Origin of the sequence: Wolbachia endosymbiont of Armadillidium arcangelii, assembly GCF_040207875.1 — a bacterium.
Lineage (GTDB): Bacteria > Pseudomonadota > Alphaproteobacteria > Rickettsiales > Anaplasmataceae > Wolbachia.
In genome coordinates, this window is sequence record NZ_CP157942.1 from 547970 (window position 1) to 561464 (window position 13495).

The 13495-nt window shown below is 35.2% G+C and carries 12 protein-coding genes and 3 pseudogenes; 6 read left to right on the forward strand and 9 right to left on the reverse strand.

The genetic code is table 11. The features are described 5' to 3' along the window. Nucleotides 1-57 precede the first annotated feature (57 nt). From ABLO99_RS02750 to ABLO99_RS02760, 3 genes are all read right to left on the reverse strand, one after another. Entirely contained in the window at nt 58-189 is a 132-nt protein-coding gene (locus tag ABLO99_RS02750) for a hypothetical protein (protein ID WP_255565463.1), read from the reverse strand. Between the two features lie 221 nt (nt 190-410). Further along, the gene (gene ccmA, locus ABLO99_RS02755) at nt 411-1034 is read right to left on the reverse strand and encodes a heme ABC exporter ATP-binding protein CcmA (protein WP_349968161.1); all 624 of its coding nucleotides are present in this window, start codon (nt 1032-1034) and stop codon (nt 411-413) included. 3 nt (nt 1035-1037) lie between these two features. Continuing rightward, on the reverse strand, nt 1038-1469 hold the full coding sequence (locus tag ABLO99_RS02760) for a hypothetical protein (protein WP_047759391.1): 432 nt from the start codon (nt 1467-1469) through the stop codon (nt 1038-1040). A gap of 195 nt (nt 1470-1664) precedes the next feature. On the opposite strand from ABLO99_RS02760, the gene ABLO99_RS02765 reads away from it, so the two are divergent. Together ABLO99_RS02765 and ABLO99_RS02770 are read left to right on the forward strand one after the other, a co-directional pair. Continuing rightward, a complete protein-coding gene (locus tag ABLO99_RS02765) occupies nt 1665-1832 on the forward strand; it encodes a hypothetical protein (protein ID WP_349968163.1) in 168 nt (55 codons plus the stop codon). Continuing rightward, the gene (locus ABLO99_RS02770) at nt 1825-1947 is read left to right on the forward strand and encodes a hypothetical protein (protein WP_349968166.1); all 123 of its coding nucleotides are present in this window, start codon (nt 1825-1827) and stop codon (nt 1945-1947) included. The genes ABLO99_RS02765 and ABLO99_RS02770 overlap by 8 nt, the downstream gene beginning before the upstream one ends. 85 nt (nt 1948-2032) lie before the next feature. On the opposite strand, the gene ABLO99_RS02775 is transcribed toward ABLO99_RS02770, so the two are convergent. From ABLO99_RS02775 to ABLO99_RS02785, 3 genes are all read right to left on the reverse strand, one after another. Continuing rightward, the gene (locus tag ABLO99_RS02775) at nt 2033-2626 is read right to left on the reverse strand and encodes a TIGR02217 family protein (RefSeq protein ID WP_349968167.1); all 594 of its coding nucleotides are present in this window, start codon (nt 2624-2626) and stop codon (nt 2033-2035) included. Nucleotides 2627-2787: 161 nt separating this feature from the next. Further along, nucleotides 2788-3177, reverse strand: a complete 390-nt coding sequence (locus ABLO99_RS02780; RefSeq protein WP_047759394.1) for a hypothetical protein — start codon at nt 3175-3177, stop codon at nt 2788-2790. A gap of 257 nt (nt 3178-3434) precedes the next feature. Continuing rightward, nucleotides 3435-4175 carry a DsbA family protein gene (locus ABLO99_RS02785; protein ID WP_349968171.1) on the reverse strand — a complete coding sequence of 247 codons (741 nt, stop codon included), beginning with the start codon at nt 4173-4175 and terminating at the stop codon, nt 3435-3437. A gap of 364 nt (nt 4176-4539) precedes the next feature. On the opposite strand from ABLO99_RS02785, the gene ABLO99_RS02790 reads away from it, so the two are divergent. From ABLO99_RS02790 to ABLO99_RS02800, 3 genes and pseudogenes are all read left to right on the forward strand, one after another. Continuing rightward, complete coding sequence (locus ABLO99_RS02790) at nt 4540-6426, forward strand: DUF3857 domain-containing protein (RefSeq protein WP_349968173.1); 1887 nt, start codon at nt 4540-4542, stop codon at nt 6424-6426. 47 nt (nt 6427-6473) lie between these two features. After that, nucleotides 6474-7952 (forward strand): UbiD family decarboxylase, encoded by a 1479-nt coding sequence (locus ABLO99_RS02795; RefSeq protein WP_349968176.1) that lies wholly within the window; start codon nt 6474-6476, stop codon nt 7950-7952. A 40-nt stretch (nt 7953-7992) separates the two neighbouring features. After that, nucleotides 7993-8368: pseudogene (locus ABLO99_RS02800) on the forward strand (phospholipase D-like domain-containing protein); the annotation flags it as partial. Nucleotides 8369-8513: 145 nt separating this feature from the next. Here the strand turns inward: ABLO99_RS02800 and ABLO99_RS02805 are convergent. The 3 genes and pseudogenes from ABLO99_RS02805 to ABLO99_RS02815 form a co-directional block, all read right to left on the reverse strand. Further along, nucleotides 8514-10315, reverse strand: a pseudogene (locus ABLO99_RS02805) (reverse transcriptase domain-containing protein). A gap of 1280 nt (nt 10316-11595) precedes the next feature. Next, nucleotides 11596-11730, reverse strand: a complete 135-nt coding sequence (locus ABLO99_RS02810; protein ID WP_349968089.1) for a hypothetical protein — start codon at nt 11728-11730, stop codon at nt 11596-11598. An 8-nt stretch (nt 11731-11738) separates the two neighbouring features. Continuing rightward, a complete protein-coding gene (locus ABLO99_RS02815; protein WP_349968087.1) occupies nt 11739-11915 on the reverse strand; it encodes a hypothetical protein in 177 nt (58 codons plus the stop codon). 582 nt (nt 11916-12497) lie between these two features. Between ABLO99_RS02815 and ABLO99_RS02820 the strand changes: the two are divergent. Further along, a pseudogene (locus ABLO99_RS02820) lies at nt 12498-13494 on the forward strand (D-alanine--D-alanine ligase). Nucleotide 13495: the final 1 nt, after the last annotated feature.

Here is a 13495-nt window from a genome sequence, read left to right on the forward strand (position 1 = left end):
TTGATAATTTTACTATAAGGCCCTTAACAACACAAAGCACATCAACATCCATAATTTCTATGCTCTTTTATAAAAGAATATTTTACTCTTTTTAGTTGGCAAGGGCTTTTCTTTATCATAAGGAGCTAACTTTCCTTTTCCTGGAAATGCGTCTGCTCCAGACATTTTTTCATTATATTTTCTTACCACCTGCTTAACAAATCGCCACTTATACCCAAATCTTTTGCTATTTTTGCTGGGTTAACCCGTTTCTTTGACCAGCTTAATTGCTTCTAATTTAAATTCTGCTGTATATTCCCTTCTATTTGCCATATCACACTTCTTTGAAAAAACATTTTATTTTATTTCAAAAACGTCTTAACTTCCTTCTACTTTTTCTGGGTAAGGTTACTAATCCGTAAGGCCAAAAATTATACAAGAAGTCTATTGAAATCACGTATATCGATTGTTGTGAAGTCACATAATTGTTCTGTAGAGCTATGCCCTGTAATAATTACTGTACCGTTCTGCTCAGAGCGTATTGAGATTAGGTTCAATACTAATTCACACGTTGTGCTATCAAGATTACAGAAGGGTTCATCTATCAGCCAAACATTTGCATTAAAAATTAAGAGGCGAGCAAGCGCAACCCTTCTTTTCCATCCTACAGAAAGTTCACTATATTTGATATTAAGTACAGGTTGCAACTGTAAGCAACAAACGGCTGCCATAATTAATTCTCTAGTGTTCCGTATTCTTGCCCAGAATTCTATGTTTTCACCAGCTGTTAAGCTATCTTTACAGGCGTTTTTATGGCCTATATAGACCATGGAAGGTATATAGGATTTTATGTCATCATATATATCCTTTCCACAGTACATTATATTGCCTGATACTGGTGGCAAAAGTCCAGATAAACTTCTAATTAAGCTGGTTTTACCACTACCATTTGGACCAGTAACTAAAATCTTTGATTTTGGCTTAGCTTTAAAACTAAGATTTTCAAATAATACTCTGTTATTGCGAGCGCAGGATAAATTTTCACATTCTAGCATGAATTATCTGCCCTTTCCTTTATGCTTCCCTTGAGTTGAAGCCTGAGCTTTTACAAATAGCTCCCAAAACCCTTTCTGTCCGCCTTCCCTATGTATCAATTGTGCAAAACGCTGCATTAAACCATTACCTATCATAACCATCTTTGTCCACTTACCTACCGGTTTTGCTATATCAACTATTTCTAGATCATCTTTGTAAACTTGTATATCTTTTTGCTTCTCGCGTAGCATTTCCTGTTGTTTCATCAGCTCTCTTTGCTTATTTTTTTGATATAATTCATTAAATTTTCTGTCTTCTTCCCACTCTTCTTCAAGGACTTTTTTAGGAAATACGATTCTCCTAATCCGATCTCTGTATATTTTTCTAAAAAAGAAAAATACTGTAATTACAGCAAGTAATGTTGTGCTATATATAATGGTTTGTCCGAAAGGCATTTTTCGTACTCAGCTTATTGGAAAGCAGTATTTATAATTATACCATAACTATAGAAATTTTGCAATTTCTTCTCTGAAGAAAGACAGTAGACTGAAACTTTCTAAAGGACAAAAACAACGTATTATAATAGCAAGCTTAAAAATCCTCTATATTTAGCTACCATTAATAATCATGAAGAGGTAGTACGTGCTCTGTTGAAAGAAGAAAGTATTGATGTTAATGCAAAAAATATTATGAAACAGACTCCTCTGGATTTGGCTGACATTCTGGGCTATAAAGATATAGTAGGTGCTCTAAAAGCAAAAGAGGAAGGTATTGATATAACAGATAAAAACGAAAATATTCCTTTTATTAATGACTGATAAAGAAACACAATCTGATAAACTCAATTTACTAGATAAAGATGAGAGTGATATACAACAACTTAGTGATGATTTTTCTTTTGAGCAATTTACACAAAGTGACCAGCTACTTTAGAGAACTAAGTCTGATTACTATGATGATTTTTGCAGAGATATAGAGAAAAACTTAACATTGCTTAATTTTTATGGTAGCTAATAGCTTACTTCACTTCCACCAAGGGAATATTATTCCAGCTATTGCTGCTGTAGTTATCAATAGAAGCGTTTAGGTAATCTGTATCAAAACGCACGGGCACATCAAATTCAAAACTTGCAATAATTATTGTGCCTTTTGCTGGTGGCTTCATAAATGTGATTTCTCCTGTTGAATGATTTATTGAATATTTTTCTGTCTCTTCACCATCTAGGTAAATTTTTATTGTATCATGCACTGGCTTTTTAATCGTTCGTGTATGCTTGTCTTTTTCACTTATGTAAGTTTTGATCGGTTGAAAGGTCGTTTTTTTATCGTCTCCTATGCCAATTTCTTGATTGACAACTGTAAAGTCTGACCAATCCTTAAAACGAAACCCTATTGCTTTACCTTTTCGTGCCTGAAAAAATGTTATGAGTTCTGTTAGCTGCTCGTTTGACCTGACTCCATAAGCTATATTGTATCTGGCACGTGCATGAGACCAATTGATATTGCGCTGTTCACAACCATTATGAGTTGTTACAACGTCAGTAGAAAATTCCGGTCCTCCAGTGGACCCATAAGATATATTTTCTGGAAATCTAATTTCTGTAAATGGCATATGTCCTCCTATGAAAATGAAGTTGAGATATTTTAGCTAAAAAAAAGTGTGGTTTATGCAAGTTACAACAAACACTTAATATTATCTAGGTTTCTAGATAATATTAAGAGATGAAGTAAATGTAAGATGTTGATTACTAGTGAAAGAAGAAACCAGTAATATTATGACTGCATAGAGGGTTGTAATAATGGTAATTTTTCAGACACTTCAGCTTCTTCCAGAAGCGCCAATGGCTTTTCTATCGCTTTAGCTTGTTTACGGTCTTGATCTAAAAAATATGTAATTAATCCAGCAGCTATGCCAACAAGAGGAGAGGCTATGATTGCACCAAGTAATACAAAACCGGCTAAACTTTCTGAAGCCCATACTACTACCATAGACACAACCAATCCAAGTGCAGCAAAAGCAGGAATGGTAGCAAAGACAAGCTTTAAAGCATCACATATAGAGCTTACTTCTTTTTCTTTAAGAGCAGTCTTTAAATCCTTAATCGTCTTTTGACCATTTTTTGTTTCAGGAATTATTGAATCTAAATTTGTGTTACCAGTCATATCATTTTCCTAAACAATGTTAATTTATTAAAAATATAATAAATTTTATTAAAAGTCAAATAAAATAGATAGTTAAGCTTTATCATATTGAACTCCAGTAAATTTAAATTTTTTTTTACAGATTGACCAGTGTTTGTAAACTGGCTACGCTCAAATTATAGATGTTACTTGCCTTCTTGAGCTATTATGCAATGTAAGATTATCACACCTAACCTTACTATACTGAGGTTCATTTGCTCTGTCAAGCAAGAAATTTATTAGCCCTTTAACTCATCCACCTTTTTGCGCAGTACATTCAAATCAGTTGTTCCTACAAAAAGACTATCTCCAATTATCAAAAAAGGTGTACCGCCTACTCCCAAATCCCTTACTAAAAGTTTGCTGTTGTTTATCATTTGCTCAATTTTGTCTGCATTATCCTTCATAGAGTTATTAAAATCGTCCTCGTTAATCCCTATATTTTTTACTATACCTAATATAGTTTCATTCGAAAATTCTCCTCTGTGACTTAAGGCAGCATAGTGAAAATCTAAGTACTTTTCTTTATCGATAAAATAAGTGGCTAGAGCACCTTTTACTGCCTTTAAAGAGTTGTTACCAAGTATTGGAGCATCCCTAAAAATATACTTAACTTTGCCATCATTGATCAATTGTTTTACATCATCCTTCATAGCTTTACAGTAACCACAAGAATAGTCAAAAAACCCTACAGCTATGACATTGCTATTTTCATTTCCTGAGTAAGGATAAGCGGAGTCGAATATTTCATTTTTATGCTGAGAAATTTTACTTTTGATTGCATTAGCATAACTACCTTTAGCTGATTCTTCCCGAAGAGTTTTTATGATCTTATCAAAATTTTTACTGATGTAGTCATCTAATCTCTCACTTATATAGTCATCATTTAAGACTTGACTGCGATGTGAAAGCCAATTGTTTATTACTGGTAAACTTGCTACTGCAAATATAAAAATCAATAAAAATGGTATCTTAGACATACACTTACTTAAAAGAGATAATTAAGACACATTATAGTAAAGAAATGTTGAATGTTAATATATAAAAATATTTGCATCAAAACTTAGTATATTGTTATATTAGAAAACTTGGCGCGGGCATTTCAGAAGTTTTAGGTGGTCTTTACCGCCAGGTATATCAACTGTAAATGTGGTAAAAAAAGTTGATATATTATAACCGCCGCGTATAATACTAACAAACGCGGCGGTAAATTATATGAATGATTGGTAAAGAAACAGCCGTCCTATAGAAAGTAAGTTTCTTTCCTAATTAGCTGGCTGTTTGTATTGTAGGTGGCATTGTGTAAGTCTAATAAAATGATTTTTCAGTAAATGTGGTGACGTAATGAAATTTTTAAAAACTCTCTTTAACTTAGCATTGGTAGTATTTTTTGTAACTTCTGCAGCTGAAGCAAGGTGGAGTAAGTATGAAGATGCTTCTATTGAGTATAAGTTTTCTAATGTTAACATTAATGTTAATAAAGATGGTACCTACGAAACGGAAGTAGAACTTCAAGCAAAAATACTCAAGGAGTCTGGGCGTGATAGATTTTCCCTGTATAGTTTAATCTACAATGATGATAGTGCAGATTTGACTGTTTTAGAAGCTAAAACAGCTTATAACGGAGAGGAATATATAGTCACTGAAGACATGATAGAGGATAAACCGCTAGCTAGTCCTAGTAAAGGCTTCGATCAGTTAAGGCAAGTAACTATATCGTTTCCTAAAATAGAAATTGGTACAGAAGTATATTTAAGGTATAAACAAGTTAACAAAAAGGTTCCTATTGATAACTTTTATGGTCGTACTTTTAACTATTGGGGAAATTATTTACAAGCAGACAATACTAAAATCAATTCTGAATTACCCCTGGAGATTAAAGTTAATGATCCAAGAGAAGTATTAGAAATCGCTGAGGAAAAAAATGATGATATACACTCTATAAGCATTGCTCTGAAGAAAGCAGTTTATGAAAACACAACAAATGAACCACATAATGGAATATTGAATATTAAACACAACACTTGGGTATCACTTTCAAGCCTATCTAAATGGGAGGATTTAGCTAAAAAGTTAGCTCCTGGTTATCATAGCGTCATTAACCAGCCACTTCCTGCAACTTTTAAAGCTATAGCAGAATCTGCTACCAGTGAGAGTACTGATGAAGATAAGATCAATGCTGTTACTTCTTTATTGAATGAAAAAGTTCAGTACATGGGAGACTGGCGTACAGTGTCAGGAAAATTTTTTCCGAGAGATTTGGAGAAAATTGCTGATTCTCAAGTTGGGGATTGCAAAGACTTTTCTGCTAGCACGGCTGCTATTTTGCAAAAATTTGGTTATAAAGTTCAACCTATTTTAGTTATGAGAGGAACTACTAGCATTTCGAATTTTGAAGCAGCGTTACCCAATATGGGTAATTTTAATCATGTGATGCTCAAAGTAACAAATAAAGGTGGAAAAATATATTGGATTGATCCAACTAATACCGTCAGTATGGCACAGGGTATTTTTCCAGACATTGCTGATAGGAACGCTCTAGTACTCGATTCTGAGGAAGCGGATTACATAAAAATTCCTGCTGTACAAGGTGAAAATTCAAAAGTGATATCCCATAGTGAATTAACTATAGAAGATAATGTTGTAAATGAATATGGCCAGCTTATCGTGCAAGGGGAAGCAGCTCTAGGCTTAACAGGTGTTGGATTATATTATTCAGATGAGCAATTAAGAGATTCTGTTTTTCGTATGATTAGTGGAGTATATCTTGATGAAGAAGAAAAGAAGTTCTTAGAATTGCCTGACCTTACTTCGCGTAATGTAGAGGATCTTATAATTAAGTATGAATTTCAGAAAAAAAATAAGGTTTTTAAGACAAATCTAGGGCCTGCTTTAAATTTAGGAGACAATTGGCTTAATGATGTTGTGAATACAGCTTCTGACCAAGTATCAGACCTTTTTATCGGTGTACCTAAAACTAAGGAAAGCCATATGATAATAAAAAATATCAAAATTAAAAATTGTGAAAGTTTGAATTTTGAAATAGATTCTCCTTGGTTATATGTAAATAGATCATGTAAATATCAAAATGACGGAACTGAATTTAGCAATGTAATAGCTATAAAGAAAAGTTTTATTACTAATGAAGAATTAAAGACTGCTGAGTATAAAAACTTAAAAAGCGAGTTGGAGAATAATTTTTCTAGAGCTTCTATAATAATAAGTGAATGAGTTGTGCTGGGGAAAACACTTCTTAAAAGGCTTAAAATTTTTAAAATATGTACAACAACTTACGCGACTTCATCAAAGCCTTAGAAGAGAAAAAAGATCTAATTAGGATTAAAAAGGAAGTTTCAACAGTTCTGGAAATGACAGAAATTCATCGCAGAGTCTTGTCAAACAAAGGACCAGCTATCATCTTTGAAAACGTTGTCACAGAAAACGGCAAAAACTCGATTCCAGTTCTGGTGAATTTATTTGGTACTATTGAGAGAATTGCATTGGGACTTGCTGGTGAGCTAAGAGATTTAGGTAAACTTCTAGCATTTTTGCGATCACCTGAGCCACCCAAAACCTTCAAGGATGCTGTGAAGATGTTTCCTTTGCTGAAAGTTGTATTGTCAATGCGAAGCAAAGTTGTGAGCAAAGCTCCATGTCAAGAGGTGGTGCTGACTGGGGATAAGGTTGACTTAGGTCTGCTGCCTATTCAGACATGCTGGCCAAATGAGCCTGCACCGCTTATCACCTGGCCGCTTGTGGTCACAAAAGGACCAACAGCAGACAAGCAAGATAACTTTAATCTTGGAATATATCGTATGCAGGTCGTGGATAAAAAAACGACTTTAATGCGCTGGCTTGCACATCGTGGTGGTGCAGGTCACCATAAACGATGGAAAGAGAGCGGGCAAAATGTGAAATTTCCTGCTGCTGCTGTGATTGGTAGTGATCCTGCAACAATTATTGCTGCGGTAACTCCGGTGCCAGAAACATTGTCGGAATACCAATTTGCTGGGCTGCTGCGCAAAAAGCCTCTTGAGCTTGTAAATTGTAGAACTATTCCCCTTCAGGTTCCAGCTCACGCAGAGATCGTTTTGGAAGGCTATATGAGTTTGGATAGGTATCAAGATGAAGGGCCATACGGAGACCATACCGGTTACTATAATTCTGTTGAGCAATTTCCTGAATTTAATATTACTGCAATTACAATGCGCAAAACCCCGATTTATCTCAGCACTTTCACTGGCAAGCCACCTGATGAACCATCAATTCTTGGTGAAGCGCTCAATGAAATTTTTGTACCAATTCTTGTCAATCAATTTCCAGAGATAGTGGACTTTTACCTGCCTCCAGAAGGTTGCTCATATAGAATAGCGATAGTGTCGATAAAAAAATCTTATCCTGGACACGCAAAAAGAATTGTTATGGGTATACTCTCTTTTCTCAAGCAATTTTTATACACGAAATTTATTATAGTTGTTGATGATGATATAAATATACGTGATTGGAAGGAAGTGATGTGGTCAATGTCAACAAGAATGGACCCTGTGCGTGATACAATCATGATAGAGAATGCCCCTATTGATTATTTAGATTTTGCCTCTCCTGAAAGCGGACTTGGAGGTAAAATAGGGTTTGATGCAACAAACAAACTTCCACCTGAAACCAAACGAGAGTGGGGAAGAAAAATTAAAATGGATGAAGAAATAGTAAAAAAAGTTACAGAGAAGTGGGGAGAATATGGATTGACAGGTGATTAAACTATGATGTAGACTACCGCCGTGTATTTAGGTGTGGTTTGTGAGGCTTTTGTATCTTCTATTTTTGTTAGCATGTTTTTCTCTGTATTACCATGCGGGTCCTATATTCTCGCCTTGCCCAAAAGCTACAGTTTGTTTCTCACCTGAAGAAGACTGCGCTGTACCGATAATCAGCGAGATAGACCAATCTAAAGAGTCTATCTTAGTTCAAGAATATACATTTACTCTTGGAACAGTTGCAAAATCTTTGATTAACGCAAAGAGCGTGGTGTTGATGTTAAAGTCGTCTTAGATAAATCACAACTCCACTCAAATATAGTGTTATAAGTGAACTGTTTTCAAATGGAATACCTATTTGGATCGATAATAAGCCAAAAATCGCCCATAATAAGGTAATAGTTATTGATAATCAAAAGGAGAGTAGATCAGCAGAACTTCCCCACCAGTCTCTCGCAGAACTGTACGGAAAGTAGAGTGGGCAGCCAGCGAGTTACTTGTTAAGTACTTTTCCAACAACCCCTCTCCGAATCACGCATCCGTATCACGTGGCTCTCCAATAATCTAACGTTTTAAGGAGTCACCATCATATTTTCCATATTGGATTTTCTTATGGCATTCATGACAAACAACAAGAGTCTTCCTCTGTCGTTCAATCATTCTCTTTTTCCATTTCGGTAGCTCAGTATTACGTTTACCTAGCAAATCAGCAAGTTTACGTACGTGATGTACTTCAATCTGCTCTTGTGATTTACATAATTCACAAGTTTGTGCCAATAGTCTTTGCTCTATTTCACTACGCTTATTCCATATTGGTATAAGGTTGTCACTTATGCTTACCCATTTATTCCATTTTAGTGGTACAGCACCAAAGTGTGTAATTAATGGTATCTTTGATGATAAACGATCTACTCTGATTTGGATGACTTTTCGTTTTTCACCTTCATCGTTTTCAATCATCGCACCAAATTTTCTATAAATTTTCCTGCAAGTTGTTTTGTATTTAGATGCTAAAGTCTTTACTAATGATACTTCCATCACATACTTCAAATAACTTAGTGTGTGAAGGTTGTAGGCCATTTTGTAATATTGTACAATTCCTCGATATTCAGTTTGATACTGAGCAACAATACTGTAAGCTGTATCAAGTGTACGTTGAGGTAAATGTATAGGCTTTCCACAACGCATATATTCAGAACACTTTTTCTGCTTTATATGATGTGGTACACGTAACCCAATACTACCGTTAATACATCGTTGTGTCCGATGATCATGTTTATCATCTGCATGCAAGACGTGTATTTCATAACCCAAAAAATTGGCTTTGCTATCACATGCGTGTGTAATAAGCGTTTTATCTTCATTAAGCATAAGTTTGAGCTCCTCATTGAGGAATTTAGCAATCTCATTTTTAATTTGTTCAGCTTCATTTTTTGGTCCTGCAAACCCTACTAGAAAGCATACCTAACATACCAAAGACGTCGATAATTTGGATCGCAAGAATCCTTAGATGGCATACTCTGCACTAATTGACGCAGTTGTTTTGCTTGATCCCAGTTCCCTTGTTTTCTCATCATCGATACTTGCATGGTTAACCTTAAATATTTTGGATTTGTCCTTCTTCGCTTACCTCGGTTATTTGCTGGTATTAGTATATGCTCCACATGTTTATCTAACCGATCGAGTAATATGTTACTCAGAATTGGACCAATAATAGAACCTTGTGGTACCCCACTATGACTCTTATTGTACTTCCAATTTTCCATATATCCTGCTTTTAACAGTCGATTGATTAGCTGAATAAAACGGTTATCTTGGAAGCTTTCACTCAGTATTTTCAACAACATAGTATGATCAATTGAGTCATAACATGCACTGAGATCTCCCTCTATAAACCATTTTGTACCTCTGCCTTTTTGCATTACTGCTCTTAATGCAGTGTGGCATCCACGCTTTGGTCGAAATCCATGTGAACATTCACTAAATTTAGGCTCATAGTAGGCTTCCAATATTAATCGGATTACTTCTTGAAGTAACTTATTTGACCATGTTGGCAATCCTAACGGCCTGCGTTTACCACTCTTCTTTAAAATATAGATACGTTTTACTGGTGTCCACCGATATCGCTCATAGCGTAGATCCTCTATGATTTTATCGATTTTCTCCAAAGACATACCATCAACTGTTTCAGTTGTCACACCTTCTGTCATAGCACCTTTATTACAACAAAGTTTGCCATACGCTCGAAGGTAAAGATCACGCTGATAAAGTAGGCGATATACGTTTTTAACCGGCAAATTTCTTTGTCCACGTTCACGTATAATGTTAAGTATTGTTTCAGCCTGCGTACCTCCCAATTTCAACATTCGATTATCTGTCACCCTTTGCCCTGTATGTGGCTTTCCCACACTCCCCGGTGATTCGTTACTTTCACGACTACTACGATGACTCCGTAACCATAGAACTCGCATTCCTTAGGTCATCCCATGTTCCGTCACTAAGAACTGTTCTAGATCAACTTAGGTTTTCTATTCATCCTCTTAAATAAGTTCACTACTTATCGTTCTACAGCCAGAATGTCACACAGACGAAAGTTTAATCTTTGCTTACTGTAGACATGGGGTTTTAAATGTGATACCCATGGATGTGAAGTTCCACCCCTGAAGATTGGAATTCAAGCAGTTTAGCTTTAACCATATTGATCAGGTGTTGCAAGCCGTTATCTTACACATCTTCAGATAACTCTCGCTTTACATACATGCTCTTGTCCTCCTTCCCTTTCGGGTTAAAGTTAGTTGTTCACCTCGAGGCCCTTTATTCTGAACCCCGCTTAGCTCCGCTAAGTATTTCTTAATGCGTACCACGGCGCACACTCTCGGTTTATACAGCTCCCGTTATTCAGCCTTTTGATCTCAATCCTAGTGTCCAGTGATAGAAAATATTTGGAGACCTCTTTCTCACTTTTCCTAGAAATTGCTTTGCTAGCCTTCCATGATCCCGAAGTTTCTCATATTTTGTCCTGACCCATCTTACGAGGTATCTTTCTATATTTCTGAGAGATGTATACATCTCCGATTTATAAAACCTGCCATAGCCAGCCTCTGACTATTGGATGGCTTTGTTGCATCGCTTATCGGATAGTGGGTAAAGCATAATAAATTCATGAAACTACCTCAAACTTAGCCGTGCCAATATCAGTAAATTTATTGAGCAAGTAGCATTTTATTAGCAATTCTTTTTCTCGATTTATCTCATTCTAAAACTAAACCCAAATATTTGCTTGAGAAAAATCCTTCAATATATGACCTTTTCCCATAAATTGCTTCCACTCTTTCACACCTTCTTTACCACATAATCTAATGGCGGCATTTCTCTCAGCCATATAATCCAATTTTGTATGTTCTGCTGCACAATTTTTCGGTAGAACTTTTGTCTTTATATCATATACAATTTATAAAGCTTGTGCCTATCGTATGCTCTATAATGCTTTTATAGCGTGCTGAAATCAAGTCAGCAAGTACCGTAATGGTTGACCATTGCTATATTTTGCAGCAATAGCTTTTTTACTATTTATATTCAACATTACATCTTACCTGTTTATAACTGCGATACTTTCCTATTTTCCTTACTGTAGCCAGGGGTGTTATTATAAATTTGTGCTGTCTATGGCAATTGCAATATCTTCCATATTGTTTTTATCAACTCTGCAATCATCGATCTTAATATTGAGTTTTTTAAACCTTCTTGAAGCCTGCGAATAGCTATTTCCTACTTGCTGCAAATATCCTTTTATAAACCCCACCGTTTGCCAATTCTAAAGAGACTAGCGACTATATGCACTAAAATCACAACTTTATCACTATAAATATAATTGCCACCTCGCATTTTGGGGCTATTTTCGTACCAATTTTCCATTAATAAAATGAAAAATATTTCCTCTTTCTTGCAGAAATCTGTTATATTCATGGCAGTTACTGATCTTCATTTTAGTTGGCATATTTTTCTTTCGTAGGTTAAATGCCTGTTTTATAGTGAATTTCGTCAGTAACTGCCAGTTCTTTTCTCTTGAGTGATGCAACAAAGCCATCCTATGGTCAAGCCATAGGATGACAAAAGAGTAAACTTTATCTGTGTGAGCTATATGCTAAGCTTACTATTACCCACAAATAAAAACATAGTATTGTATTTACTCAGATAATTTAATTTTATTAACCTGAAAGCTTATTAGATTAAAATTATTAAACTAAGAGTTATAATTTTAGCAACTAAAAGCTGTAAATTGCACCATATAAACAGTTGTTTCAAGCAAAAGTTATGCCATTAAGAGCTATGCAACAAACATTTATATTTGTGGGTAAAGTAAGATATGCTAAGAAATGTCGTGGTGGTATGACGTAGGAAAACCTTTCTTGGGTTAGAGCTATAGATCACTTAACAAAACGAACGTTCGTACAGTTGTGCATAGGATAGAGCTATAGAATTTTTCAAAACATTTTTTCTATTGAAGATAAAAGTATCTTTTATATATGATATATAGCAAAACATAGAATGCTTATGGTTCCAACTATAGTAATCTTAAGTGGTGGATTTTCTTGCGAAAGAAAAGTATCACTTATGAGCGGAAAAGCAGTAAAGAAGGCGCTTGGTAGCCTTTCATATAATGCAATAGAAATAGATGTTGATAGCAACATTGCTGAAAAGCTTAGAAAAATTAATCCGGGCCTTGCTTTTATCGCTCTGCATGGACCTTATGGTGAAGATGGTTGTATTCAAGGTTTATTGGAAATCTTAGGTATAAAATATACACACTCCGGAGTTATAGCTTCGGCTGTTGCGATGAACAAGGCAATGTCAAAACATATATTTCGGTCTCTTAGTATCGACACTCCAAAAGGTTATGTAATTAGTCGAGAAGATGTGCTAAAAAATAATATTAAAATTGATTATCCGTACGTCTTAAAGCCGATTAACGAAGGCTCAAGCATTGGAGTACACATGATTTGCTCGCATGAGGATTACTTAAAATTAAAAAATATGTTTGCAGCGCGTGACCAGAAAGAAGAACCAGTGTCAAGCTACTCGAATGACAAGGAAGGAGATACTTGGATGACAAAAGACTACTCAAGAGACTTGATGATCATAGAAGAATACATACCGGGTATAGAGTTACATACTGCTGTGTTGCTAGATGAAGCCATTGGCACTATGGAAATACGACCAAAAAATAAATTCTATGATTATGAAGCAAAGTATACAGATGGATTTGCAGAACATATATTTCCTGCTGAAATTCCTGGCAATATATATAAAATGACCTTGAAACACGCACTGAAAGTTCACCAATTTTTAGGATGCAAAACTATTTCCCGCTCAGACTTCCGTTATAATCCAAAAAACAACACTTTAAAAATGCTTGAGATTAATACACATCCTGGCTTTACTGAATTATCGTTAGTGCCAGAAATTGCAAAATTGACAAAAGGAATCAATTTTAATGAATTAGTTAAAATTATTATTGAAGCAGCACAAAAATGTTAGAGATTAAG

What these genes read in the sequence shown, in the direction of transcription:
- ccmA (WP_349968161.1), bottom strand. Translation starts at nt 1,034, where the DNA reads ATGCTAGAATGTGAAAATTTATCCTGCGCTCGCAATAACAGAGTATTA.
- ABLO99_RS02760 (WP_047759391.1), bottom strand. Translation starts at nt 1,469, where the DNA reads ATGCCTTTCGGACAAACCATTATATATAGCACAACATTACTTGCTGTA.
- ABLO99_RS02770 (WP_349968166.1), top strand. Translation starts at nt 1,825, where the DNA reads ATGACTGATAAAGAAACACAATCTGATAAACTCAATTTACTAGATAAA.
- ABLO99_RS02775 (WP_349968167.1), bottom strand. Translation starts at nt 2,626, where the DNA reads ATGCCATTTACAGAAATTAGATTTCCAGAAAATATATCTTATGGGTCC.
- ABLO99_RS02780 (WP_047759394.1), bottom strand. Translation starts at nt 3,177, where the DNA reads ATGACTGGTAACACAAATTTAGATTCAATAATTCCTGAAACAAAAAAT.
- ABLO99_RS02785 (WP_349968171.1), bottom strand. Translation starts at nt 4,175, where the DNA reads ATGTCTAAGATACCATTTTTATTGATTTTTATATTTGCAGTAGCAAGT.
- ABLO99_RS02790 (WP_349968173.1), top strand. Translation starts at nt 4,540, where the DNA reads ATGAAATTTTTAAAAACTCTCTTTAACTTAGCATTGGTAGTATTTTTT.
- ABLO99_RS02795 (WP_349968176.1), top strand. Translation starts at nt 6,474, where the DNA reads ATGTACAACAACTTACGCGACTTCATCAAAGCCTTAGAAGAGAAAAAA.
- ABLO99_RS02815 (WP_349968087.1), bottom strand. Translation starts at nt 11,915, where the DNA reads ATGAATATAACAGATTTCTGCAAGAAAGAGGAAATATTTTTCATTTTA.